This is a genomic window from Amycolatopsis sp. NPDC047767 (genome assembly GCF_040704195.1).
In the GTDB taxonomy this organism is placed as follows: Bacteria; Actinomycetota; Actinomycetes; order Mycobacteriales; family Pseudonocardiaceae; genus Amycolatopsis.
In genome coordinates, this window is sequence record NZ_JBEYSJ010000007.1 from 20269 (window position 1) to 43675 (window position 23407).

Annotated in this window: 25 protein-coding genes; 16 read left to right on the forward strand and 9 right to left on the reverse strand. The window is 69.6% G+C overall.

Annotated features, from left to right (window positions below; all coding sequences use genetic code 11):
• Positions 1-13 precede the first annotated feature (13 nt).
• The 8 genes from AB0878_RS14790 (at position 14) to AB0878_RS14825 (ending at position 8650) form a co-directional block, all read left to right on the forward strand.
• Positions 14-640 (forward strand): hypothetical protein, encoded by a 627-nt coding sequence (locus AB0878_RS14790; protein ID WP_366580012.1) that lies wholly within the window; start codon positions 14-16, stop codon positions 638-640.
• Positions 641-843: 203 nt separating this feature from the next.
• Positions 844-1173, forward strand: a complete 330-nt coding sequence (gene grpE / locus AB0878_RS14795) for a nucleotide exchange factor GrpE (RefSeq protein WP_285974398.1) — start codon at positions 844-846, stop codon at positions 1171-1173.
• Positions 1170-2996 (forward strand): dynamin family protein, encoded by a 1827-nt coding sequence (locus tag AB0878_RS14800; RefSeq protein WP_366580014.1) that lies wholly within the window; start codon positions 1170-1172, stop codon positions 2994-2996. The genes grpE and AB0878_RS14800 overlap by 4 nt, the downstream gene beginning before the upstream one ends.
• Before the next feature lie 98 nt (positions 2997-3094).
• Positions 3095-3790, forward strand: a complete 696-nt coding sequence (locus tag AB0878_RS14805; RefSeq protein ID WP_366580016.1) for a hypothetical protein — start codon at positions 3095-3097, stop codon at positions 3788-3790.
• 354 nt (positions 3791-4144) lie between these two features.
• Positions 4145-5965, forward strand: a complete 1821-nt coding sequence (locus AB0878_RS14810) for a phosphoenolpyruvate carboxykinase (GTP) (RefSeq protein ID WP_366580018.1) — start codon at positions 4145-4147, stop codon at positions 5963-5965.
• 137 nt (positions 5966-6102) lie between these two features.
• A complete protein-coding gene (locus AB0878_RS14815) occupies positions 6103-6708 on the forward strand; it encodes an ABC transporter ATP-binding protein (RefSeq protein ID WP_366580539.1) in 606 nt (201 codons plus the stop codon).
• Positions 6709-6751: 43 nt separating this feature from the next.
• The gene (locus AB0878_RS14820) at positions 6752-8029 is read left to right on the forward strand and encodes a DUF6297 family protein (protein WP_366580020.1); all 1278 of its coding nucleotides are present in this window, start codon (positions 6752-6754) and stop codon (positions 8027-8029) included.
• A gap of 45 nt (positions 8030-8074) precedes the next feature.
• Positions 8075-8650: an EndoU domain-containing protein gene (locus AB0878_RS14825; RefSeq protein WP_366580022.1), complete on the forward strand. Its 576-nt coding sequence runs from the start codon at positions 8075-8077 to the stop codon at positions 8648-8650.
• Here the strand turns inward: AB0878_RS14825 and AB0878_RS14830 are convergent.
• Positions 8647-8922, reverse strand: a complete 276-nt coding sequence (locus AB0878_RS14830; RefSeq protein WP_366580024.1) for a helix-turn-helix transcriptional regulator — start codon at positions 8920-8922, stop codon at positions 8647-8649. The two genes, AB0878_RS14825 and AB0878_RS14830, sit on opposite strands and share 4 nt — an antisense overlap.
• A gap of 373 nt (positions 8923-9295) precedes the next feature.
• Between AB0878_RS14830 and AB0878_RS14835 the strand changes: the two genes are divergently transcribed.
• Positions 9296-9574, forward strand: coding sequence for a DUF3311 domain-containing protein (locus AB0878_RS14835; protein ID WP_285971437.1), 279 nt, complete (start codon positions 9296-9298; stop codon positions 9572-9574).
• Positions 9571-11232 carry a monocarboxylate uptake permease MctP gene (mctP, locus tag AB0878_RS14840; protein WP_366580026.1) on the forward strand — a complete coding sequence of 554 codons (1662 nt, stop codon included), beginning with the start codon at positions 9571-9573 and terminating at the stop codon, positions 11230-11232. The genes AB0878_RS14835 and mctP overlap by 4 nt, the downstream gene beginning before the upstream one ends.
• A gap of 3 nt (positions 11233-11235) precedes the next feature.
• Here mctP and AB0878_RS14845 read toward each other — a convergent pair whose 3' ends face one another.
• Entirely contained in the window at positions 11236-11895 is a 660-nt protein-coding gene (locus AB0878_RS14845; RefSeq protein ID WP_366580028.1) for a hypothetical protein, read from the reverse strand.
• A gap of 70 nt (positions 11896-11965) precedes the next feature.
• On the opposite strand from AB0878_RS14845, the gene AB0878_RS14850 reads away from it, so the two are divergent.
• Positions 11966-12535, forward strand: coding sequence for a peroxidase-related enzyme (locus AB0878_RS14850; protein WP_366580030.1), 570 nt, complete (start codon positions 11966-11968; stop codon positions 12533-12535).
• Here AB0878_RS14850 and AB0878_RS14855 read toward each other — a convergent pair.
• From AB0878_RS14855 to AB0878_RS14875, 5 genes are all read right to left on the reverse strand, one after another.
• Complete coding sequence (locus AB0878_RS14855) at positions 12523-12810, reverse strand: hypothetical protein (protein ID WP_366580032.1); 288 nt, start codon at positions 12808-12810, stop codon at positions 12523-12525. The two genes, AB0878_RS14850 and AB0878_RS14855, sit on opposite strands and share 13 nt — an antisense overlap.
• Positions 12811-13740, reverse strand: coding sequence for a bifunctional helix-turn-helix transcriptional regulator/GNAT family N-acetyltransferase (locus tag AB0878_RS14860; RefSeq protein WP_366580034.1), 930 nt, complete (start codon positions 13738-13740; stop codon positions 12811-12813).
• 245 nt (positions 13741-13985) lie between these two features.
• Complete coding sequence (locus AB0878_RS14865; protein ID WP_162836041.1) at positions 13986-14135, reverse strand: hypothetical protein; 150 nt, start codon at positions 14133-14135, stop codon at positions 13986-13988.
• A gap of 255 nt (positions 14136-14390) precedes the next feature.
• Positions 14391-15581 carry an ATP-binding protein gene (locus tag AB0878_RS14870; RefSeq protein ID WP_366580037.1) on the reverse strand — a complete coding sequence of 397 codons (1191 nt, stop codon included), beginning with the start codon at positions 15579-15581 and terminating at the stop codon, positions 14391-14393.
• A gap of 750 nt (positions 15582-16331) precedes the next feature.
• Positions 16332-17081: a MerR family transcriptional regulator gene (locus AB0878_RS14875; RefSeq protein ID WP_366580039.1), complete on the reverse strand. Its 750-nt coding sequence runs from the start codon at positions 17079-17081 to the stop codon at positions 16332-16334.
• 189 nt (positions 17082-17270) lie between these two features.
• Between AB0878_RS14875 and AB0878_RS14880 the strand changes: the two genes are divergently transcribed.
• Positions 17271-17774 carry a DoxX family protein gene (locus AB0878_RS14880; protein WP_366580041.1) on the forward strand — a complete coding sequence of 168 codons (504 nt, stop codon included), beginning with the start codon at positions 17271-17273 and terminating at the stop codon, positions 17772-17774.
• Between the two features lie 34 nt (positions 17775-17808).
• On the opposite strand, the gene AB0878_RS14885 is transcribed toward AB0878_RS14880, so the two are convergent.
• Positions 17809-19098, reverse strand: a complete 1290-nt coding sequence (locus tag AB0878_RS14885) for an acetyl-CoA C-acetyltransferase (protein WP_366580043.1) — start codon at positions 19096-19098, stop codon at positions 17809-17811.
• Positions 19099-19192: 94 nt separating this feature from the next.
• Here AB0878_RS14885 and AB0878_RS14890 point away from each other — a divergent pair, with 94 nt between their 5' ends.
• Positions 19193-20527 carry a 3-oxoacyl-ACP reductase gene (locus AB0878_RS14890; protein ID WP_366580045.1) on the forward strand — a complete coding sequence of 445 codons (1335 nt, stop codon included), beginning with the start codon at positions 19193-19195 and terminating at the stop codon, positions 20525-20527.
• A 1-nt stretch (position 20528) separates the two neighbouring features.
• Entirely contained in the window at positions 20529-21365 is an 837-nt protein-coding gene (locus AB0878_RS14895) for a MaoC/PaaZ C-terminal domain-containing protein (protein ID WP_366580047.1), read from the forward strand.
• Here AB0878_RS14895 and AB0878_RS14900 read toward each other — a convergent pair.
• Positions 21354-22028 carry a TetR/AcrR family transcriptional regulator gene (locus AB0878_RS14900; RefSeq protein WP_366580049.1) on the reverse strand — a complete coding sequence of 225 codons (675 nt, stop codon included), beginning with the start codon at positions 22026-22028 and terminating at the stop codon, positions 21354-21356. The two genes, AB0878_RS14895 and AB0878_RS14900, sit on opposite strands and share 12 nt — an antisense overlap.
• Positions 22029-22145: 117 nt before the next feature.
• On the opposite strand from AB0878_RS14900, the gene AB0878_RS14905 reads away from it, so the two are divergent.
• Together AB0878_RS14905 and AB0878_RS14910 are read left to right on the forward strand one after the other, a co-directional pair.
• Positions 22146-22760: an SCP2 sterol-binding domain-containing protein gene (locus AB0878_RS14905; RefSeq protein ID WP_366580051.1), complete on the forward strand. Its 615-nt coding sequence runs from the start codon at positions 22146-22148 to the stop codon at positions 22758-22760.
• A 19-nt stretch (positions 22761-22779) separates the two neighbouring features.
• On the forward strand, positions 22780-23379 hold the full coding sequence (locus AB0878_RS14910) for an SCP2 sterol-binding domain-containing protein (protein ID WP_366580053.1): 600 nt from the start codon (positions 22780-22782) through the stop codon (positions 23377-23379).
• Positions 23380-23407 lie beyond the last annotated feature (28 nt).

Below are 23407 nucleotides of genomic sequence, written 5' to 3' on the forward strand. Positions count from 1 at the left end.
TAGGGTGGATTTCGTGCGGCTGGAGAACACCACCTCGTGGCGGGCGTCCTGGGGGAGCGAGCAGGAGATCGACATCGCTCTGTACCTCCGGGACGTGCTCGCGCTGTCGGTCGCCGAGGGCCAGCTCCTGCCACCGGTGGAGCCCGCGGTGCCGGTGCGGGTGCCGCCGGCCATCGACCGCGCCGCCGTGCAGGCGCAATGGGCGGACTGGTGGACCGATCTCCTGGAGTTCGTCCGGCTCCGCGGTGAGTCGGGTTCGCGGACGCCACGCGGCCGCTTCGGCCGGCCTGCTCCCGGCGACGGCTCGGCCATCGACCTGGCCATCCAGCACTTCACGCCCGCGGCCGCGCGCCACTTCACGGAGGCCCGGCGGCCCGCGCTGCACGCCGCGTTGGGCGCCGCCGGCTTCTACCGGCGCCAGATCGTGGCGGGCGACCGGCTGGGGCAGCTCGTCCGCGAGACCGAGGTCGACCTGGGCCGGCGGGCGCGGCCCTTTCGGCTGTCGGTCATCGAGATCTCCGTGGCGGGCCGCGTCTGGCTCCGGACGGCCGAGGACCAGATCCTCGTGTCTTCGCGCTTCGCCGAAGACGTGCCTTCGCTGGAACAGGCGATGCGCTCGGTGATCCGCGACCTCGCCTGACGCCGTTCGCAAGCGTTTGCGCTCCCGGATTCGCGCCCGACTGGCGAAGATCTGCTCCAGACTGGTGCAATCCCGGTGGGCCGAACGGGCGGTCCGCGGGGCGAGGCGGGGGTGAGGGTGTGGCCTGGTTCCGCAACCGCGGCACGGAACCCGTCGACGGGGAGCCCGGAACCACCGCCGACCCGGCCACGTCGAACACGGATGTGGACGTCGTAGCTGCCCCCGGTGATCTCGAACGCGCGCTGGCCGATCGTCAGGCGCTCATCCAGCTCTGCCTCTACGCGCTCGACCGCGCCCGCAGCGGCGGCGTCGTCCAGCGGCTCGAACACGGCCTCGCCGACATCGGCGTCACCGCGCTGCGCCCCGACGGCGAGCGCTTCGACCCCTCCTGCCACGAGGCCGGCGGCGCGATCCCCACCGACGACCCGGCGCTCGACGGCGTGGTCGCCGAGACCGAGGTGATCGGGTTCGCCGAGGGCGAGCGGCTGCTGCGCGCGCCCGTCGTCACCGTCTACGCGAAGCGAGCCCAGTGACCTCTCCCAGCCTTCCCGCCCAGGTCCAGGCCGCGCGCGAGCAGCTGCTCACCGTGGTCCGCGACGCCGACCCGCAGGCCGCCAAGTGGGTGGACGACGTGCGCCGGGCGCGCGCGGCGAAACCGTCGGTCGTGGTCGTCGGCGAGACCAACCGGGGCAAGAGCACCCTGGTCAACGCGCTGCTCGCGGCCCCGGGACTGTCCCCTGTGGACGCCGACGTCGCCACGGCCACGTACCTCGTCTTCGAGCACGCCCAGGAGTGGGGCGCGCAGGCCTGTTACCCCGGGCAGCTCGCGCCCGTGCCCATCCAGCTGGGCGAGCTGGTCAACTGGGTCTCGGCCGCCCACGAGCTGCCGCCGGGACAGATCCCGCCGCGCTACGTCGAGGTCTCCGGGCCGGTGCCGCTGCTGGAGCGCCTGACGCTCGTCGATACCCCGGGCGTCGGCGGCCTCGACTCGCTGCACGGCGAGCTGGCCCGCGAGGCGGCGGCGAGCGCGACGGCCCTGGTGTTCGTGCTCGACGCGTCGGCGCCGTTCACCTCCACCGAGCTGCAGTTCCTCCGCGATGTGGCCGACCGGGTCGAGACCGTGCTGTTCGTGCTGGCCAAGACCGACGCGTTCCGCGGCTGGCGCGAGATCCTCGAAGCCGACCGCCGGCTGCTCGCCCAGCACGCTCCGCGCTTCGCCGACGCGGTGTTCCACCCCGTCTCGGCACGCGTGTTCGAAACGGCCGCGAAAGCGCCGAACGAGCAGGTCGCGGCCATGCTGCGGGAGAAGTCGGGCATCGCCGCCGTGCAGGTGGCGCTGCAGGAGATGCTCGTCGGCCGCTCGATGATGCTGGCCGAGGCCAACACCCTGCGCGCGCTCTCCAGCGCGTTGGCCGGCATCAAGGCGAAGCTGCAGGCCGAGAGCCGGGCGCTCTCGGCGGGTGAGGCCGAGGCGGAGCAGCTGCGCGAACGCCGGGACCACCTGCAGGCCGAACGCCGTTCGTCCACCCGCGGCTGGCAGCTCAAGCTGCGTGGCGAGATCCAGCGCACCCGCGTGGAGGTGGGCCACGAGAGCAGCCGCGAAATGCGCGACGCCCAGACCCACTTCCGCCAGCGCATCGACTCGGCGAAACGCGACGAGCTGGCCGCGTTGCCGCAACAGGTGGACCTCGCGTTGCAGACGACGTCGCAGCGCGTCTCGATGCTGCTTTCGCAACGGCTGAACCACGTGACCAACGTGGCGTTGTCCGAGCTGTTCTCCCCCGAGGAGCTCGACGTGATCCGCGCACAGTTCGCTCGGGCCGGCGGGCCGCCCGTGGTGCTGCGGCCGCCGGACAAGAAGCCGCCGACGGCCGAGGACAAGCTGCTGGTGTTCATGGGCATCTCGGGTGGCGTCGGCGCGGGCAAGATCGCCGCGTTGCCGCTGGCCGGCGTCGCGATCCTGAACCCGGTGGTGCTGCCGGCCACGATCATCATCGGCCTCGGCGCCGGCTGGTGGATGGCCCGCACGCGCAAGCACGCCGCCGACAAGCAGCACATGAAGCAGTGGCTGGTCGAGGCCATCGCCGACGCGCGATCCACGCTCGACCAGCTCGTGGCCGAGCAGCTCATCGAAGCCGAGCAGCAGCTGTCGATGGCGCTCGACGAGGCGCTGAGCCGCCGCATCGAGGCGATCGAGGCCGAGCTCAAGGACGTGGACCGCACGATCAAGATGGGCGCGCAGGAGCGGGCGAAGAACATCGCGATCACCGCCAAGCGCCTGAAGGAGGCCACCGACGGCCACGCGAGGGCGGAATCGCTGCTCGGGCGCATCCGAACGCTGCGTGACCGGGGTTGATCAGCTTGTGGACGGGAACCGAACCGGCCTAACGTGAGTCCTACCGATCGACAGCAGACGCAGCCGGCGAGACCCGGTCCTAAAAGGGGGCTTTTCCCATGTGGGTCGACGAGAGTGGCGGCACCGACACCGACGCCAACGGACCCGAGTCCATGACGGTCCACGTCGAGGGCCAGGACTACCAGGCGGAGGTCAACTACGACGTCGACTCCGACGGCGTGAACGACACCGCCATCGTGGAGCACGACGACGGCACAGCGCAGGCGTTCATCGACTCGGACGGCGACGGCGTCGCCGACCAGTACGCCGTGCTGGACAGCTCCGGCCACGCCGTGGACCAGGCGGTCTACGACGAGGCGAGCGGCGCGTGGGTCGAGTCCGGCGGCGCTGAGCACCCGGGCGGCACCGACACGCACTCGCAGGACGACTCCACGACCGGCCACATCCACGCCGACCTGCCCGACGGCGAGGTCGACGCCGGCGTCGCCACGATCGACACCGACCACGACGGCCACAACGACACCGCCATCGTCGAGACCAAGGACGGCGGCACGATGGCTTTCACCGACACCGACGGAGACGGCGAGGCCGACGTCGCGGTGGAGATCGGCGCCGACGGCAGCACCACCACCTACGAGCACACCGGCGCCGGCCAGTGGACCGAGGCCGAAAGCGCCGGCGTCCGCGCGGCCGACCCGGCGAGCGACTCCATCTGGGGCGGCGACGGCACGCAGCTGCTTTCGGGAGTCGCGAAGATCGATTCGGGAACCGGGCAATGGATCAGCCCCAACTGACCCATTTGTAACTCACGTCACAACGGGCCCGGCACTCGCCGGGCCCGTTGTCGTTTCCGCGCCCGCTGACCCTCGTCCGAATTGGGTACCCCGCATCGAAAGGATTTCCGGCACTGGACCAATCCGGTGACAACTGAATCGATTCCCTTATCGTTCTTGTGAGAGAACCGACAGGTCAGCTCTCGGTTACCTGCCGGTCATCCGGCTACAGTCGAGGAATCCCAAAAACCCGCACACCGGCTCACCCCCGGTGTGCGAAGCCATTCGGTCGCCGGCAACGAGGCCCGCACCCGGACATCGCGGTCCGGCGTGTGGGCTTATTTGTCGTCGGAAGTTCGGAAGTCAGGAGTAGAGATGACCGCAGTCGCCATCCCCGGACTGGACAATGCGCCGACGACGCACAGTGGCGTGCTGTCCTGGGTCCGGGAGGTCGCCGAGCTGACCACCCCGGACCGCGTGGTGTGGGTCGACGGGTCCGACGAAGAGGCCGCGAAGATCAACGACGAGCTGGTCGAGGCCGGGACCTTCGTGAAGCTGAAGGCCAAGCCGAACTCCTACTGGGCCACTTCCGACCCGGGTGACGTCGCTCGTGTCGAGGACCGGACCTTCATCTGCTCGCAGCGTGAGGAGGACGCCGGCCCGACGAACCACTGGGTCGCGCCCGCCGAGATGAAGGCCACGATGACCGAGCTGTACCGCGGGTGCATGCGGGGCCGCACGATGTACGTCATCCCGTTCTGCATGGGACCGCTTTCCGACGAGAACCCCAAGCTGGGTCTGGAAATCACTGACTTCGCCTACGTCGTGGCGTCGATGCGCGTGATGACCCGCGCGGGCAAGGCTGCACTGGACAAGTTCATCAACCCCGACGGCACCGAGCGCGAGTTCGTGCCGGCGCTGCACTCGGTGGGTGCGCCGCTCGAGCCGGGCCAGAAGGACGTCGCCTGGCCCTGCAACGACACCAAGTACATCTCGCACTTCCCCGAGGAGCGCGCGATCTGGAGCTACGGCTCGGGTTACGGCGGCAACTCCTTGCTGGGCAAGAAGTGCTACTCGCTGCGCATCGCCTCGGTCATGGCGCGCGACGAGGGCTGGCTCGCCGAGCACATGCTGATCCTCAAGCTGATCTCGCCCGAGGAGAAGGTCCACTACGTCGCGGCGGCGTTCCCGAGCGCCTGCGGCAAGACCAACCTCGCGATGCTGCAGCCGACCATCCCGGGCTGGCGCGCCGAGACCCTCGGCGACGACATCGCGTGGATGCGCTTCGGTGAAGACGGCCGCCTCTACGCCGTGAACCCGGAGTTCGGCTTCTTCGGCGTCGCGCCGGGCACCGACTGGCACACCAACCCGAACGCCATGCGCACCATCGAAAAGGGCAACACGGTCTTCACGAACGTCGCCCTGACCGACGACGGCGACATCTGGTGGGAGGGCATGGAGAACACGCCCGAGCACGCCACGTCGTGGAAGCACCAGGACTGGACGCCGGCGTCCGAGGAGAAGGCCGCGCACCCGAACTCGCGCTACTGCACGCCGATGTCGCAGTGCCCGATCCTCGCGCCGGAGTGGGACGACCCGCAGGGTGTGCCGATCTCGGCGATCCTGTTCGGCGGTCGCCGCAAGACCACGGTGCCGCTGGTGAACGAGGCCCGCGACTGGCAGCACGGCGTGTTCATGGGCGCCACGATGTCGTCGGAGACCACGGCGGCCGCGGCCGGCGCGGTGGGCAACGTGCGCCGCGACCCGATGGCGATGCTGCCGTTCCTCGGCTACCACGCCGGTGACTACTTCAAGCACTGGCTGACGCTGGGCAAGAACGCCGACGCCAACAAGCTCCCGAAGATCTTCTACGTGAACTGGTTCCGCCGCGGCGACGACGGCCGCTTCCTGTGGCCGGGCTTCGGCGAGAACTCGCGCGTGCTCAAGTGGGTCATCGAGCGCGTCGAGGGTAAGGGCAACGCCGTCGAGACGCCCATCGGTTTCGTGCCGCGCGCCGAGGACCTCGACACCGAGGGCCTCACCGAGCCGGCCGCCGACATCGAGGCCGCGCTCGCCGTGCACCCCGAGGAGTGGCGCGAGGAGCTGCCGCTGATCGAGGAGTGGTTCGCGAAGATCGGCGAGGTGCCCACCTCGCTGCGTGACGAGCTCGACGCGCTGGCCCAGCGCCTGAGCTGACGTTCTGTCCGAAGGGGACGTTCGCACCGTTGTGGCGCGAACGTCCCCTTCGTGCTGCCCGTGGCCCCAAGATCGTCGGCGGCGCCCGGTAGCGTGAGCCGCATGCAAGCGTTCGCGCACGGGTGGTCCTGCCGATGATCATCGACGCCCGCGGCCTCGGCGTGAAGGCCGGCGACCTGTGGCTGCTCGACGACCTGGACTTCTCCGTCGACCCCGGCGAGTGCGCCGTGCTGGTCGGCCCCAACGGCGTCGGCAAGTCCACCCTGCTCCGCTGCCTGTACGGCATGCAGGAACCCCAGCGCGGCCGCGTCCGCATCGACGGCGAAAAGCCCGACGAACGCAGCGTCGCCTTCCGCCGCAAGGTCTCCGTGCTCTTCGACGACTCCGACTTCTTCGCGGAGCTCACGCCGATGCAGCACCTGGAACTCCTGGCCGGCTCCTTCGGAGTCGATCTGGGCGACTTCGACGCGCTGCTGGCCGACGCCGGCCTCGCCGACCGCGCCCGCGTCACCGCCGGCCACTTCTCCGCCGGCCAGCGCCGCCGCCTGCTGCTGCTCGGCGTCACGGCCCGCCCGCACAAGGTCCTGCTTCTGGACGAACCCGAACGCGCCCTCGACACCGCGGGCAAGGACTGGCTCGTGGACCTCATCAAACGCTCCACGTCCTCCGGCGCCGCCGTCGTGGTCGCCACCCACCACCAACCCCTCCTCGACGCGGCCGACAGCGTCCTCGAACTGTGGTGACCTCGAACTGCCCCGCGTGCGCGGCCGAGAGCGGGGCCCTCCCGTGGTAGCCCTCGCCACCCGCCTGCGCGTCCCCGGCCGGAAGCGCTTCGGCGGGATCTTCAGCGGCGACAGCGCCACCTTCGTCCTCATCTTCGGCGTCGGCTTCCTCTTCACCGCGTTCTTCCGCACCGAGGCCTGGCATCGAGTCCTTTTCGGACCGTCCCCTGTGGACTACCCCGCCGTGCTCGGCCTGGTCACGCTCTGCTGCGCCGTCGGCTGGCGAAGCCTGCTCCGGCGGGGCTTCGTCTGGACCGAACCCGCCGAACTCACGTGGATGGACTTCGCCCAGGTCGACCGGCGCCGAGTCGTGGCGGCGCGGCTGGCGGGCGGCCTGACCGGCTTCGTCATCGTCGTCGCGTACCTCGCCGGGCTGATGCTGGCGGTGGGCGGCAGCTCCCTGGACCTGTGGCGCGCGGCGCTCGCCCTGGTCGTGAGCAGCGCGGTCCTGGTGTTCGCGACCGCGCGGCGCACGGCGTTGCGGATCGACACCGCCGGGCCGGTGCTGCTGGCCGTGCTGGGTGTCGTGGTCGCGGCCGCGCACCTCGGGCCCGTCGCGGTGCAGTACGCGGGCGGCGGCATCCTGTTGTGCGCCGTCGCGTTGTCGTTCGGCGGTGAACCGGTCACGCGTGCGGGCCGGGCGATCCTGCTGGACGGCTGGAACGCGCGCGTGCTGCGCTCGGTCGCCGTCACGTTCCTCGACCCGATGATGATGCTGCCCGAGGCCACGGCGTCGGGCCGGTGGTCGCTGGGCCGGCCGACGCCGCTGAGGCTGGCCGTCGCGGGCATCGCCGGTCGTTCGCGCTACGCGGGGATGCTGCTGCTCGTCGCGCTCGCCGTCGCGGTGGGGCACGTGGCCGTGCCGACGTTGCCGGGTTCCGTGCTCGTGGGCCTCGGGGGTTACGTCGCGCTGACCCCGTTCGGCGCCGGTCTCGGCGTGCTGTGGCGCAACCCCGGCCGCCGGCGTTGGCTCGGCTCCACGGATTCCGAGCTCGTCGTCGCCCACGGCGTGGTGCTCACCGTCGTCGCCGTCGTGTGGTCGGCGCTGCTCGCGGCCGCGCTCGCGGCGCTCGGCACGTCGGTCGACGCGCGGTCGTGGGTCACCGTGGCACTCGCTGTGCTGTCGGTGTTGCGCACGGTCACGCGCAAGCCGGTGGACTACAGCAGCGCCGGATTCGTCGACACCCCAGCCGGTCCGCTGCCCGCCAACCTCGCCCGCCAGCTCTTCCGTGGACCGGACCTCCTGGTGGTCGGAATCGCGGCGCTCTCACTGCTCGGCTGACCCGCGTCCGGCGGGTTAGGCTCCCACCGGACGAGAGGAGCTGACGTGGGCGGTGGACACGCTCCGGGCACCGGCCGCCGGGCAACCAGCGAGTTCCCACCCGGCTGGAGCGACGAGCAGATCATCGCGGTGATCAAGGACGTCGCCAACGATCCGAGCGAACCCCGCACCCGGCAGTACAACGGCCGCTGGCGCTGCGTCGGCGAACGCTACGGCGTGCAGGTCGTGGTGCTCGTCGACCCGGAGGGCTTCGTCCACACGGGATACCCCATCGCCGGCGACGGCGTGATCCGCAACCCGGACACCGCGCGCGACCCCGCGAACCCGACGGTGGCCGACCGCGCCGAGAACCGCATCAGCTACTTCACCGACAGCCTGCTCGACCTGCTGTCCGACCGACTCCCGCCCGAGGACCTGGCGCACTACCGCACGCTGCAGTGGGCCGGCGAATGGGAAGAGCTCACCGACACCCTCGCCGCCCACATCACCATCGCCGACGTGCCGCTCAACCCGGACGAGACCTCGGACCTCGAGAAGCTCCTGAACTCCTTCGACCTCCCGGTGCGCGCGTGCGCGTTCATCAACGACCGGGAGCACATCCTCGCGAAGCTGCGCGCCTAGCTGGCCTGCGACATCTTGAACGCGGGGTCCGGCTCCTCGCACGCCGTCCGCAGCACGTCCAGCGGCACCCCCACCGCCTTGGCGATCGCCGAGACCGTGAAGAACGCCGGCGTCGGGATGCGTCCGGTCTCGATCTTCCGCAGCGTCTCCACCGAGATCCCGGCCTCGGCCGCGACGTCGACCATGCTGCGGCCCGCGCGGGCAGCGCGCAGCGCCACCCCGAGGCGCTCACCGCGGGAGCGCTCTTCGTCCGTCAACGGCACCCGAACCATGCCTCGCAGTCTAGTCGAAAGTTGTCCACTGCCTGTGGACAACTCTGTGCACAAGGTGTGGAAACCGCCGCGAGCCACGCAACCACAACACCTGGGCGACGCCGAGCCGGGCGCCCACAGCCCCTAGATCAACGCCGAAACCGTCCCCAGGCAGCTGTCCACGAGGTTGTCCACAGCTCGGATCCGGACACTTCGTCCCCCGAAGGCCGGATTGACCGGGTCGGCGCAAGTGCCCTGGAAACGGCCCCGAAGACCGTTCCCAAGTCGTTGACCTGGGCTGATCAAATCGTTGTGCCGTTCACGTGACGCCCGTGTGGCCGAAGTTCTAGGGTCAGGCCCGTCGCGTGTTGCGTGAGTGTTAGGTGAGGTCCCGATGTCCACAACAAAACCGGACGGGCGGGTGCGCGGGTTCCAGTTCAGCCCGTGGAACCTGTTGCTGATCGTCCCGCTGTTGATCCTGGTCACGCCGTTGTTCAACTTCGACGGCCCCCGGCTCTTCGGCATGCCGTTCTTCTACTGGTTCCAGCTCGTGTTCGTCGCCGCAGGCGTGCTGTGCACCGGCATCGTCTACTGGGCGACCCGCAAGGAGCCGACCACCGACGAGCCGGACAAGCTGAGCGTGGACGACCTCGACGAGGGTGAGAGCCGATGACCATCCAGTGGGTCCAGCTGACCATCTTCATCATCCTCTTCGCGCTCGTCACCGTGCTCGGGTTCGTCGCGTCGCGCTGGAAGGCCGGCGCGAACTTCGACCACCTCGACGAGTGGGGCCTCGGCGGCCGCAAGTTCGGCGCGTGGATCACGTGGTTCCTGCTCGGCGGTGACCTCTACACGGCGTACACGTTCGTCGCCGTGCCCGCGCTGGTGTTCAGCGCCGGCGCGCTCGGCATGTACGCGCTGCCCTACACGATCGTCGTCTACCCGATCGTGCTGCTGCCGGCGCTGCGCATGTGGTCCGTCAGCCGTTCGCGCGGCTACGTGACGCCGGCCGACTTCGTGCGCGGCCGCTTCGGTTCGCCGACGCTCGCGTTCCTCATCGCCATCACCGGCATCGTCGCGACCATGCCCTACATCGCGCTGCAGCTGGTGGGCCTCGAGGCCGTGCTGCGCACGATGGGCATCAACGGCTCCGGCATCGTCGGGCACCTGCCGCTGCTGGTCGCGTTCCTGATCCTGGCGCTGTACACGTACCAGTCGGGCCTGCGCGCGCCGGCGCTGATCGCGTTCGTCAAGGACATCCTGATCTACATCGTGATCATCGTGGCGATCGTGTACCTGCCTTCGAAGCTCGGCGGCTGGGACCACATCTTCAACCAGGCGGCGACGAAGCTGGCCACGCCGAGCCCGGCCACCGGCAAACCGGCCGGCTCGATCCTGCTGACGTCGACGAACCAGCTGCAGTACGCCACGCTGGCCCTCGGTTCGGCGCTCGCGCTGTTCCTCTACCCGCACTCGCTCACGAGCGTGCTCGCCTCGCGCGGGCGCAACGTGATCAAGCGCAACATGGTCGCCCTGCCCGCATACTCGCTGGTGCTCGGCCTGCTCGCGCTGCTCGGGTACGTCGCCATCAGCGCCGGCGTGAAGCCGCTGACCAACAACGCCACCGGCAAGCCCGACGGCAACACCATCGTCCCGCTGCTGTTCGACTCGCAGTTCGCGCACTGGTTCGCCGGCATCGCGTTCGCCGCGATCGGCATCGGCGCGCTGGTGCCGGCCGCGATCATGTCGATCGCCGCGGCGAACCTGTGGACGCGCAACATCTACAAGGAGTACATCCGCAAGAACGCGACGCCGAAGCAGGAAGCCAAGCAGGCCAAGCTCGCGTCGCTGATCGTGAAGCTCGGCGCGGTGCTGGTGATCATCCTGATCGACCCGCAGTTCTCCATCGACCTGCAGCTCATCGGCGGTGTCCTGATCCTGCAGACGCTGCCGGCCGTGGCGCTCGCGCTGTACACGCGGTGGCTGCACAAGGCCGGCCTCATCGCCGGCTGGGTCGTGGGCATGGGCTGGGGCCTGATCATGCTGTACGGGATCCCCAACCCCGCCAACGGAAAGCTGCACTTCGGCGGCTCGGCGCTCGCGATGGGCAACCTGTCGATCTTCGGCTGGCACCCGTTCTCGGGCACCGGCCTGGCAACGGTGCAGATCTACCCGGGCTTCGTGGCGCTGATCGCGAACATCCTGGTCGCCGTGATCGTCTCGGCCATCGCGCACGCGGCGAAGTGGAACCCCGGCGTCGACGAGACCCAGCCGGAGGACTACCACGCGGACGAGCACGACAAGGACCTGCGGCCCATCGGCGTGCACTGAGTTCTAGTCCACTGTGGACGGCCCCCTCGCCGGATTCGGTTCCGGCGAGGGGGCTTTCTCTTTGCCGATCATCGCGTTCGACACCACGTAGAGCACCACGGCGTTGAGCAGGTGCCACAGGAAGTGCGTGCCGACGGGGAAATCCCCGCACACGACGCCGTCGATGGTACGGAACGCCAGCGACAGCGCGAACACCGCGCCCGCCACGGCGAAGTGCGTCCAGTACGGGTCGCGCGCGTACGCGAGCACGCCGGCGAACACCGCCAGCCCGATCAGCGCCGGCAGGTACAGCCCACCGCCGAGCGCCGCCAGCGCGGCCGTGAGCACCACGAACGCGGGCGCGGCGAGCCAGGACCATTTCGGCCTGACGCCGAGGAAAACGTGGGGGAACTTCGCGGCGTAATAGAGCACGAACACGAGGATGAAGCCGGAGTCGGCGGCGCCGCCCCAGCGCGTCGCGAGCAGGTGGAACACCGTGCTGGCCAGGAACACCAGCCCGACGAGCACCGCGAGCGTCCGCCCGATCCGCCGCCCGTCGGCGCGCCACCACACGGCGATTGCCGACACGAGGAACGCCAGGTTGGTGACGTCGTTCAGCGGCTCGCCCCACGGCCCGGGCGCGAGGCGTTCGCAGTAACCGTCCACGTATGCGGTCCAGTTCACGGGGTAAGCAAACTCCACCCGGGTGAACGCGTGGTGCCAAGGGTGGCGTGTTTGGCGTTAGCGTGGGGCTATGAGCGACAGCCGGTTCCCCGTGACCGAACTCGAAGACCTGCCCGAAGACCTGCGCGCGCGGGTGGCCGCGATCGCGGAGAAATCCGGCTTCACGCCGAACATCTTTCGCGCGCTGGGCCACCGGCCGGCGGAGCTACGGGCGTTCATGGACTACCACGACGCGTTGATGGAGCGCGAAGACGGCTTGACGAAGGCCGAGCGCGAACTGGTGGTCGTCGCGACGTCGGGGGCGAACCACTGCACGTACTGCATCGTCGCGCACGGGGCGATCCTGCGGATCCGCGCGAAGGACCCGGAGCTGTCCGACCGCGTCGCGGCGAACCCGTGGCAGGTGGAGCTGGACGAGCGCGGCCGGGCGATCGTCGACCTCGCGCTGGCGCTGGCGCAGGATTCCGCCCTGTTCGGCGAAGCCGACCTCGAGGCGGCGCGCGACGCGGGGCTGACCGAGGACGAGATCTGGGACGTCGGCGCGATCACGGCACTGTTCGCGATGTCGAACCGGCTGGCGCACCTCACCGCGCTGAAGCCGAACCCGGAGTTCTTCCTGATGGGGCGTCAGAAGCGGTAGAACGGGCCGGGCAGGTCGCGGCTCACCTCGAAGTGGCCGCGCAGCCAGGAGCGCAGCTTGTTCATCGGTTTGGTCCAGATGCGCGGCGCCGGCCCGAAGTAGCGCGGGTCTTCGTGCGGGGTGAACGCGTCGCCGGTCAGGATCACCACGTCGTGGCCGCGCGGGCAGTGGCCGGACACGGAGATCATGCCGCGCGTGAGGTTCTCGACCCACTCGACCTCGTCGACGCCGAGCAGGGTGCGGCGATCGCAGACGGCGCAGTAGACGACGAACATCTAAAGCTCCATCCGCCAGGTCTCGCCGGTGACCGGCGGGCCGAAGTCGCGGGTGGGTTCCGCGGACTGGAGTTCGAACCCGGCGCTGCGGTAGATGCCGCGGGCGGCGTCGAGGGCCGAGAGCGTCCAGAGCTCCATGGCCGCGTAGCCGCGGCCGCGGGCGAACTCGACGCATTCGTGCACGAGCCGTTTGCCCACGCCGTGGCCGCGGGCGGCGGGTTCGAGCAGCAGGAGGCGGAGTTTGGCCGTGCGTTCGTCCGCGCTCGGCATGCAGAAGATGCTGCCGACGCGTTCGCCGGCGAGCTCCGCGATCCACGCGGCCTGGCGCGGGTCGTCGCGGTGGTCGGCGAAATCGGCGACCACGCGGGCGACGAGGGCTTCGAAGCGTTCGTCGAGGCCGTACTCGCGGGCGTAGAGGGTGCCGTGGCGGTGGACCACCCAGCCGAGGTCGCCCGGTCGCGGGGTGCGCAACACGAGCGTGGGGTCGGTGGCTTTCTCACCGACGAGCTGCGTGATGGTCCCCATCGCGCCGAGCAGGCGGCGCTGGTCTTCGTCGGGGAAGCGTTCGAGGAGGCCGCCGATCTGGCGCACCGAGCGGCCGTCGAGGTCGGCGAACGCCTCTCGGCCGGCGTCGGTCAGGCGCACGATCTGGCGGCGGGCGTCTTCGCCGCTGCGCTCGCGGAGGACCAGGCCGCGGCTCTCGAGGCGGCCGAGCAGCCTGCTCGCGTAGCCGCCGTCGAGATCGAGGCGTTTTCGCAGGTCACTCACGTGGAGCTCGGTTTGTTGGGCGACCTCGAACAGCACCCGCGCTTCACTCAGCGAATATTCGGCGTCGGCCGGTCCTTCGTCGAGGACGCCGATCACCCCGGTGTACAGGCGGTTGAACGCGCGCACGGTGGCAACGCGCTCGGCCAGGCTCACGTCGTTCATTGACCACCTCAACCAAATCGTTGACGGAGTCAAGCATCGCGCCGCAAGCCGGTTCGCGCAAGGGTTTCGGGGAATCGGACAAAGGGTCCAGACATATGGAAACCCCGTGATGCTGCCAGGTCGGGGGTCCGCCAGCATCACGGGGTCGTAGTGGGTATCGATGCCGCGAGTCGCGGCGTTACACCCACAGCACTTTGTGGTCTAGGTCACTCATGTGAGTGACACACTAACCAGTTACGGCTGGGTCAGCGCATGAACGGCTGACGCGCCTGGGCGAGGGCGATGAGCTCCTGGCGCACCGTCGAGGTGGCCGCGGTGTCGATCGCCCGGTTCAGTGCCCGGCGAGTACGAGCCTCGGCGCGACGAGCACGGAGCTTGGCGGCGATGTTGCTCATTGTTTCTGCATCCCCTTTGGAGGTTCTCGGTGGCTGTGTCTCTAGTATGCGCCTTTTTTCACATGGATGCCAACGAATCAGCGGTGACGTGGCTTACTTGCCGATGAATCATCGGCAATATCCGGGTTTGCGCCGGACAAATCGCGTGTCTCGGGTCACTTTGCGGTAACGGCCTAGCGGCGTATCGGATCGTCTAGCGTTATTGCTAGATATTGCTAGGCAGCGTCATACAGCGGTAGTGAGGGAAGACGGCGCTCAGTCGCGGCCGAGCAGGTAGTGCCCGAAGTGGGGCACCGTGAAGGCGATCTGCCCGCGTTCGGCGGAGTAGACCAGGCCCTTCTTCATGAGGCTGTCGCGCGCCGGCGACAGCGAGGAGGGCTTGCGCCCCAGGTAGACGGCCACGTCGGCGGTGCCGGCGGCCTCGTCGCGGCCTTGGGTCAGCTCGGCCATCGCGAGCAGGTACTCGCGCTCGGCGGGCGTCGCGCGCTCGTAGCGCGAGCCGAAGAACCCCACGGCCAGCTCGGACTCCGCCTCGGGCGCCGCGACCTGCACGTCCTTCACCGTGATCGGATCCGCGGGCGCGGCGTCCCACGCCGCTTTGCCGTAGGCCTGGATGAAGTAGGGGTAGCCGCCGGACGCGTCGAACAGCGCGTCGAGCGCCTCGGGCTCGATGCCGGCTTCCTCGCGCTCGATCGGCGCCATCACGGCGAAGTCGGCGTCCTCGCGGCTCAGCCGATCGATCCGTGCGTAGCGGAACAACCGTTCCGAGTAAGACTTCGACGCACTCAACACGGCCGGTACATGCGGCAGTCCAGCCCCGACCACCACCAGCGGCGCCCCGGACTGCGACAGCTCATGGCACGCGGCGCACAGAGCCGAAACGTCGTCGGGCTGCAGATCCTGGATCTCGTCGATCAGGAGCGCCACCCCGGTGCCCACGTCGGCGGCCAGCTCGGCGACGTCGGTGAACAGCTCCACCAGATCGATCTCGATGTCGCCGGAATCGGCCCGCCCCTGTGCGGCCGGCGCCTCGATCCCGGGCTGCCACCGATCCCTCAGCTTCGCGTCGGCCTTGTTCGCCTTCAACGCGAACGCCTTCAGCACCCCCAGGACCTCTTCAACCCGGTCCGGCGCCCGGTGCCGGACCGCGAGATCCCGAATCGCCCGGTGCAGCGCAGCCGACAACGGCCTCCTGAGCTCCGCATCCGGCCGCGCCTCGATCTTCCCCGCACCCCACCCGTGCCGAATGGCCATCGACCGCAACTCCCCGAGCAGCACGGTCTTCCCCACACCCCGCAGCCCGGTCAACACCAGACTCCGCTCCGGCCGCCCCCTCGCGACACGCTCCAGGACCACCTCGAACGCCCTCAGCTCACGCTCCCGCCCCGCCAACTCAGGCGGCCGCTGCCCAGCCCCGGGCGCGAACGGATTGCGGATGGGGTCCACTCTGCCACCGTATCGGCCTATCTAGCGTGGGCCCGATATTGCGCCATATCCCGCTAGCGCGTGTCGCCCCTCGCCGCGCTGCGGCCGTTTGGTCTGCACGACCGGTCCCCTCACCCCGCCCCGACCTCGCGACCGTCCCCTTCGCCCCGGCCTCGGAGCGCGAACGGACCCCTCACACCACGCCCGCACGCGAACGGACCGTTCGCACCGGCGCCCCTCCCGACAGACCCGTCGCATCGGGCGAAATGCCCGAGTGGACCCTTCGCGCCCACGCCGCCACGGGATGGGTCCGCCTGCACCGGTTCCGCCGCGAACGGACTCTTCGCCCTCGGCCGCGTGCACGACAGGACCGTTCGCGTCAGTGCGCGGCGCGAGGGGACTGTTCGTGCCCGGTCGGCCGGGACGGCTGGACCGTTCGCCGTTCCCCTGGCGCGCGAGGGGACTCTTCGCGCCGTGTTGCGTGTGCGAGTGGACCGTCGCGCGAAGTCACCTTTCGTGCCGGTGCGAGGGGTGCGACTGGACCGTTCGCACCGACGCCGCACGAGGGGTCCGTTCGCGTCTGCGCGCGGCGCGAGGGGACCGGTCGTGCCGGGCCCAAGGGCGCCACTGGACCGGTCACGAAGAGACCGGTCGTGCCAGTCCAGCAGGCGCCACTGGACCACTCGCCAACACCGACCAACCCAAGCCAGAGGGATGGGCGGGTCTGCAGCCCCGACCATCCCCACCCCCAGCGCTCACTCCGACGTCGCCCTACTCCGTCAGGTTCCGTTCCGCATAGATCCGCATCGCGTCCCGGATGTACGCCGCCGTTCCGGGGCCGAAGTCGGCGTCGTAGGACCCGTACCGCGGATCGTCGACGTACAACTGCCCCAGCCCCGCGAAGTACCCGCGCGACACCGTCTTCACCGCCGGCCGCAGCCAGGCGTGGAGCCGGCCCACGATCGCCTGCGCCTCGGCAGACTCAACCGACAACCCCGCAGCCCGCGCCGCACCGAAAGCGGTCGCGATCTCGCCCTGCTCCCGCTGGTGCGCCGCACGCTCCGAAGCCGACAACGACCGCCACCACCGGTCACCGGTGCGGTAAGCCGAAGCGCCCCAACGGGACGTCACCTCAGCCTCGTGCACCGTGTGGTCGAAGCCGTCGAAAACTTCCTCCGCCATGAGTGGTTCACCTCCCTCCAGTTTCCTCAACGTGGTCCGCACGGAGTCGATCTGCCGCCCGATCCGCGCCCGCTCCTGTTCCAGCAACGCGAGGTGCGTCGACAAGGCGACAACGCTGTCGCGCTCGTCGTCGAGCACGGAAGCGATTGCGGGCAGCCCCAAGCCGAGCTCACGCAGCAACAGGATCCGCTGCAGCCGCACCAGGGCGGCCGAGTCGTAGTAGCGGTAGCCGTTGCCGCCGATGCGGCTGGGCGCGAGCAGCCCGACAGCGTCGTAGTGCCGCAGCGTCCGGCTGGTCGTGCCCGCCGCTCGGGCGATGTCCTGGATCGACCACTCCATGTCGTCAACGGTAGAAGTTGACGCAGCGTCAAGGTCAAGCAAGACGGAGCCGCTAAAGCCCTCTAAGTAAATCTAGTAAAAACACGATAGATACCTAGGCAACGCTAGCGCGGTTCGGCGACCCGCCGGCGGGGAATCCCGGTTGTAGGTTCGACCAGCACCGAAGACCTCGCAGGAAAGGCGACGACCGTGATACTGCGCCGGGTGGCCCGTCCACTGCTCGCGTCGACGTTCATCTATGGCGGTATCGGCATGCTCCGCGACACCCAAGGGCACGCGAAGGCGATCGAGCCGTTCCTCACCGAGACGTTCGACAAAGTCGAGGGCCTCGTCCCCGAACAGGTGCCGCGGGATCCCGCAACGCTCGTGCGCATCGACGCCGCCGTGAAGATCGGGGCCGGCCTCGCGCTCGCGGCGGGCAAGGCGCCGCGGCTGGCGTCGCTCGCGTTGCTGGGCACGCTCGTGCCCACGACGGCCGCCGCGCACCGGTTCTGGGAGATCAAGGACCCCGCCGAGCGGCAGGCGCAGCAGGTGCAGTTCCTCAAGAACGCGGGCATCGCCGGCGGCCTGCTGCTGGCCGCGAGCGACACGGCGGGCAAGCCGTCGCTCGGCTGGCGCGCCCGTCGCGCCGCGAAGCAGGCCGGCAAGCAGGCAGAAAAGCTCAGCAAGAAGGCCGAAAAGCAGCTCAGCTGACGACAGGCGGGCCCCACGCCGGGGGCCCGCATCGTCACTTCTCCAGAATCGCCGTCACACCCTGGCCGCCGGCCGCGCAGATCGAGATCAGGCCACGCCCGGATCCCTTCTCGTGCAACAGCTTCGCCAGCGTCGCCACGATCCGCCCGCCCGTCGCGGCGAACGGGTGTCCGGCGGCGAGCGACGAGCCGTTGACGTTCAGCTTCGCGCGGTCGATCGAGCCCAGCGGCGCGTCGAGACCGAGCTTCTCCTTGGCGAACGCCGGGTCCTCCCACGCCTTCAACGTGGCCAGCACCTGCGACGCGAACGCCTCGTGGATCTCGTAGAAGTCGAAGTCCTGCAAGGAAAGTCCCGCGCGCTCCAGCATTCGCGGCACCGCGTATGCGGGCGCCATCAGCAGCCCTTCGGCGCCGTGGACGTAGTCGACGGCCGCCGTCTGCGAGAACGTCAGGTACGCCTGCACGGGCAGGTTGTGCGCCTTCGCCCACTCGTCCGTCGCGAGCAGCACGGTCGACGCGCCGTCGGTCAGCGGCGTCGAGTTGCCGGCCGTCATGGTGCCGTCCGGGCCGCCGTACACGGGCTTGAGCTTGGCCAGCTTCTCGACCGTCGAATCCGGCCGCAGGTTCTGGTCCTTGGCCAGTTTGAGGAACGGCGTCACGAGGTCGTCGAAGAACCCGCGGTCGTACGCGGCGGCGAGGTGCTGGTGGCTGGCGGCGGCGAGCTCGTCCTGCGCCTCGCGCGTGACGTCCCAGACCTTCGCCGTGAGCGCCGCGTGCTCGCCCATCGACAGGCCGGTGCGCGGCTCGGCGTTGCGCGGGATCTCGGGCACGATCTGGCCCGGCCGCAGCTTCGTGAGGAGCTTGAGGCGGTCGCCCAGCGTCTTCGCGGAGTTGAGCTGCACGAGGATCTTGCGCAGGTCGGCGTTCACAGCCAGCGGAGCGTCACTCGTCGTGTCCACGCCACCCGCGATGGCGGAGTCGATCTCCCCCAACGAGATCTTGTGCGCCACGTTGATCACGGCCTGCAACCCCGTGCCGCACGCCATCTGGACGTCGGACGCGGGCGTCGCGGCCGAGAGCCGGCTGCCGAGCACGCTCTCGCGGGCGAGGTTGAAGTCTTTGGAGTGCTTGAGCACCGCGCCCGCGGCGACCTCGCCGATCACCTCGTCCTGCAGCGCGAAGCGGCTGACCAGGCCGTCGAGCGCGGCGGTGAACATGTCCTGGTTCGACGCCTTCGCGTACGGGCCGTTCGACCGCGCGAAGGGGATGCGGTTGCCACCGATGATCGCGACCTTGCGGACCGCGGCGGTTTTCCTGGTCGCCATGGCGTCCACCTCTCTGAGTCGTCCCTTTCACACTGTAACCTACTAGCGAGTAGGTTAGACTGCGACGTGACGCAGACGGCACGGGAGGCGCTCGATGGCTGACAGGTACCAGCAGTTCACGAAAACCCCGGTGGGGAAGTTCGTGGTGCCGAAGCTCGGCCTGCCCAACCCCGCCACGCTGCGCCGGTACCGCGCCGGCCAGCCCGCACTCGAGGGTCCCGCACTCCTCGGCGCCGCGCCGGGCGGACGGCTCGAAAAGACCCTGAAGAGTCAGCTCGACGATGCCGGCATCGAGGTTCTTTCGACTGCTGCGGACCGCCACGCGGCCCTCGTCTTCGACGCCACCGGCATCACGGACCCCGCCGATCTGCGCGAGGTCTACCGCTTCTTCCACCCGGTGATCCGCAAGGTCGGGCCGTCGGGCCGGGTCGTCGTGTTCGGCACGCCGCCGGAGCTGGTCGAGGGCCGCGAGCGGATCGCGCAACGAGCGTTGGAGGGCTTCGTGCGCTCCGTGGGCAAGGAGCTGAAGCGCGGCGCCACGGCGCAACTCGTGTACGTGGCCGAACGCGCCGAAGCCGCGGCCGAGTCGACGGTGCGGTTCCTGCTGTCGGCGAAGTCGGCGTTCGTCGACGCGCAGGTGATCCGCGTCGGCACGCACAGCACCTCCGCCACGGCGCCCGCCAGCTGGGAAAAGCCGTTGGCGGGCAAGGTCGCGCTGGTCACCGGCGCGTCGCGCGGCATCGGCGAGGCCATCGCGGAGACCCTCGCCCGCGACGGTGCCCACGTTGTCGCCCTGGACATCCCGGCGCAGGGCGCGGATCTGTCCACAGTGGCCAATCGCGTCGCCGGATCCGCGCTGCAGCTGGACATCACGGCGGCCGACGCGCCGGCCAAGCTCGCCGAGTACCTCACCACGCGCCACGGCGGTGTCGACGTCGTCGTGCACAACGCCGGCATCACGCGCGACAAGACGCTCGGCAACCTGACCGAGGGCGGCTGGGACGCCGTGCTCACCGTGAACCTCGCCGCGCAGCTCTCGGTGAACGACAAGCTGCTCGCCGACAAGGTCCTGCGCGAAAACGGCCGCATCATCGGCGTTTCGTCGATCGCGGGCATCGCCGGCAACGTCGGTCAGACGAACTACGCGACGTCGAAGGCCGGCGTGATCGGCATGGTCAACGTCGGCGCGCCACAGCTCGCTGAGTACGGCGGCACGATCAACGCCGTCGCGCCGGGCTTCATCGAGACGAAGATGACCGCCGCCGTCCCGCTGTTCATCCGCGAAGCCGGGCGGCGCCTGTCGAGCCTCGGCCAGGGTGGCCTGCCGGTCGACGTCGCCGAGACCATCGCCTGGTACGCCAACCCGGCGTCGGCCGCGGTCAACGGCAACGTGGTCCGCGTGTGCGGCCAGGCCCTGCTGGGGGCGTGACATGTCCGTTCGCGAGCTGACCAGCGCCCCCAGCCTGGCGACGCTGTACCCGAAGGCCCTGCTGCGCCGTGGCGGCGGCTCGACCCTGCCGGACATCGAGCTGGTGCGGCCGTCGGTCACGGTGTCCTCGGAGCACGTCGCTGCGTACGCGGAGGTGTGCGGGTTCCGGTATTCGGATGTGCTGCCCGCGACCTACCCGCACATGCTGGTGTTCGGGCTGCAGATGGCGCTGATGACGGAGCCGGGATTCCCGTTCCCGCTGCTCGGCCTGGTGCACGTCGCGAACTCGATCACGGTCCGGCGCCCGCTGTCCTTGACCGAGACGTTCTCCGCGCGCGTCCGCGCGGAGAACCTGCGGCCACACGAGAAGGGCCGGCAGTTCGACATGGTGAGCGAACTGTGGGCCGGCACGGAGCTGGTGTGGTCGGAGGTGTCGACTTACCTGCGCCGCGGCGGTTCCTCGGGCTCCTCGAAGCCGCACGCTTCTTTGGTCGCCCCGACGCCGACCGCCCTGTGGACCGTCCCGGGCGACATCGGCCGCCGCTACGCCGACGTCTCGGGCGACCGCAACCCCATCCACCTGCACCCGCTGACCGCGCGCCTGTTCGGCTTCCCTCGCGCCATCGCCCACGGCATGTGGACGAAGGCCCACGCCCTGGCCTCCTTCGAGGGCCGCCTACCCGACGCGTACACGGCGTCTGTCCGCTTCAAGCAGCCCGTGCTCCTACCGGCCCGCGCGGCCTTCACCGCCTGGCCGACGGATGACGGGTGGGCGTTCGAGTTGTGGAATGCCCGGAAACCCAAGCCACACTTGGACGGCGTGATCTCAGCTCTCTGAGTTCATTTCGGGCAGCGGCTTCCAGACCTGACCTTCGACGAGGTCGTTGAACCCCAGCCACACCAGGTTCATCAGCCACGACGCCAGCACACCGTCGGAGATCTCCGGGTGGTCCAGCGCCCAGTCGGCCAGCGACTCCGCCGCACCGACCAGCGCGGCGGCCAGCCCGGCGCCCGAGAACTCGGCCTGCTCCCCGAGGCCCTTCCGCGTTCCCGCCGACACGACCAGCGCGGCGACCAGCTCGATCGCCCGCCCGCGCATCGCCGTGATCTCCGCGGCGAACGTGCCGCCGACCGTCAGCGCCTGTCGGTGCAGCACCGTCCACGACTCGCGATACTCGGCGACGAAGCGGTAGAACGATCGCAGCCCGTGCCAAAGCTGCATGTCCGGCGGCAGATCCGGCTGGACGCCCGCCTGGATGGCCTCGAGCAGGCGCGTCGCCTCGCGTTGGATGCTCTTGCCGAAGAGGTCTTCCTTCGAGCCGAGGTAGGTGTAGATCATCGGCTTGGAGACGCCGGCGACGTCGGAGATCTCGTCCATCGAAGCCGCGTGGTAACCGTGGCGGGAGAACACGCGCACGGCGGCGTCCAGGATCTGCCGCTCACGCACCGCGCGCGGCAGCCGCCGGGCCCGCTCGGGCGGGCGCTGATCTTCGTCGGGCACTCTCCGACCTCCCTCTCGCCAGCAGGAGACGGTACCTGCCGCCGTGGTCGTCGCGTGCTTGCCCGCTTACCTACTCATGGGTAGCCTTTGCTGGAAGATCACGGAAGGGGCTTTGCGATGGACCTGTCCGGCCTGCGCGGCGCGGCCCTGCTCGACGCCCTCGACCACGTTGCGCCCGACGGCCTCGACGTCAACACCGTCGCCGACGCCATCGACCCCCGCGAACTCGGCCGCGACGACTTCCGCCGCCTGCTGGAATCGCTGATGCGCCTCTCGGAAGACGCCCCGGCGTTCTCCCTGGCCAAGGTCGACCCGACTCGCTTCGCCACGCTCGTCTCGCGCGCGTCCCGGCCGCAGCTGGAGGCCGTCGTCGCCTCGCTGGAGCTTCGCGAACGTGTCCTCGACGAGATCTTCGCCCGCATGGGCGCCCACCTCCGCGTCGACCGGCCTCTCGAAGCGGTCATCCACTGGCGCCTCTCCGGCGGCACCGGCGCCGGCGGCTACGACCGCTACGCCACCACCATCTCCGGCGGCTCGTGCACGGTCTCGCGGACCGTCGAGGGCGCCCGCCCGCGCGTGACGATCACGTTGTCCCCGGTCGACTTCTTCCGTCTCATCACGCACCAAGCCACCCCGGCGGTGCTGTTCGTGACGGGCAAAATCAAGGTGAAAGGCGACCTCGCATTCGCGGCCGGTTTGATCGGCTATTTCGACCTCCCGAAGCCCGCCTGAGCCGTTAGACTCCGTTTTCGTGTCCCGATTCTCGCGTTCCCGTTCCGCCGCCTCCGAGGGGCACGCGGTCAACGGCTTCGCCCGCAAGCTGGACGTCGGCAAGCTCACGCCCGCGCAGTTCGTGCAGGTCCTGGAAACCTTGCACATGCTCGGAAACGCGGGCGCCGGCATCGAACTGAGCAGCCTGACGACGCAGGCCCTGGTCGACGTCGTCCACCGCGCCTCTCGCGACCAACTCAAAGCCCTGGCCGACCACCCCGAGTTACGCGCGGTCTTCCTCGACGAGATTTTCCGCAGAATGTCCGAGCATTTCCGCGCCGACCGCGCCCGCCACGTCGACTTCGTCATTTCCTGGCGCTTTTCCGGCGGCACCGGCGCCGACGGCTACGACCGCTTCCAAACCGTCATCGAATCCGGCGCGTGCGTCTCCAGCACCGACCTGTCCCGCACCCCGGACACCACCCTCACCCTCTCGGTCGACGACTTCATCCGCATGGCCACCGGCACGTCCGCCCCCGCGGCCATGTTCGTGACGGGCCGCGTCAAGGTCAAGGGTGAATACGCCCCGGCGGTGCGGTTCTCGAGCTACTTCGACATCCCGAAGCCCACGGACGATTAGGAGGAACTCATTCTTCCAACCGTTGACT

What these genes read in the sequence shown, in the direction of transcription:
- AB0878_RS14805 (WP_366580016.1), top strand. Translation starts at nt 3,095, where the DNA reads ATGTGGGTCGACGAGAGTGGCGGCACCGACACCGACGCCAACGGACCC.
- AB0878_RS14810 (WP_366580018.1), top strand. Translation starts at nt 4,145, where the DNA reads ATGACCGCAGTCGCCATCCCCGGACTGGACAATGCGCCGACGACGCAC.
- AB0878_RS14830 (WP_366580024.1), bottom strand. Translation starts at nt 8,922, where the DNA reads ATGGTTCGGGTGCCGTTGACGGACGAAGAGCGCTCCCGCGGTGAGCGC.
- AB0878_RS14835 (WP_285971437.1), top strand. Translation starts at nt 9,296, where the DNA reads ATGTCCACAACAAAACCGGACGGGCGGGTGCGCGGGTTCCAGTTCAGC.
- mctP (WP_366580026.1), top strand. Translation starts at nt 9,571, where the DNA reads ATGACCATCCAGTGGGTCCAGCTGACCATCTTCATCATCCTCTTCGCG.
- AB0878_RS14850 (WP_366580030.1), top strand. Translation starts at nt 11,966, where the DNA reads ATGAGCGACAGCCGGTTCCCCGTGACCGAACTCGAAGACCTGCCCGAA.
- AB0878_RS14855 (WP_366580032.1), bottom strand. Translation starts at nt 12,810, where the DNA reads ATGTTCGTCGTCTACTGCGCCGTCTGCGATCGCCGCACCCTGCTCGGC.
- AB0878_RS14860 (WP_366580034.1), bottom strand. Translation starts at nt 13,740, where the DNA reads ATGAACGACGTGAGCCTGGCCGAGCGCGTTGCCACCGTGCGCGCGTTC.
- AB0878_RS14865 (WP_162836041.1), bottom strand. Translation starts at nt 14,135, where the DNA reads ATGAGCAACATCGCCGCCAAGCTCCGTGCTCGTCGCGCCGAGGCTCGT.
- AB0878_RS14875 (WP_366580039.1), bottom strand. Translation starts at nt 17,081, where the DNA reads ATGGAGTGGTCGATCCAGGACATCGCCCGAGCGGCGGGCACGACCAGC.
- AB0878_RS14885 (WP_366580043.1), bottom strand. Translation starts at nt 19,098, where the DNA reads ATGGCGACCAGGAAAACCGCCGCGGTCCGCAAGGTCGCGATCATCGGT.
- AB0878_RS14890 (WP_366580045.1), top strand. Translation starts at nt 19,193, where the DNA reads ATGGCTGACAGGTACCAGCAGTTCACGAAAACCCCGGTGGGGAAGTTC.
- AB0878_RS14895 (WP_366580047.1), top strand. Translation starts at nt 20,529, where the DNA reads ATGTCCGTTCGCGAGCTGACCAGCGCCCCCAGCCTGGCGACGCTGTAC.
- AB0878_RS14905 (WP_366580051.1), top strand. Translation starts at nt 22,146, where the DNA reads ATGGACCTGTCCGGCCTGCGCGGCGCGGCCCTGCTCGACGCCCTCGAC.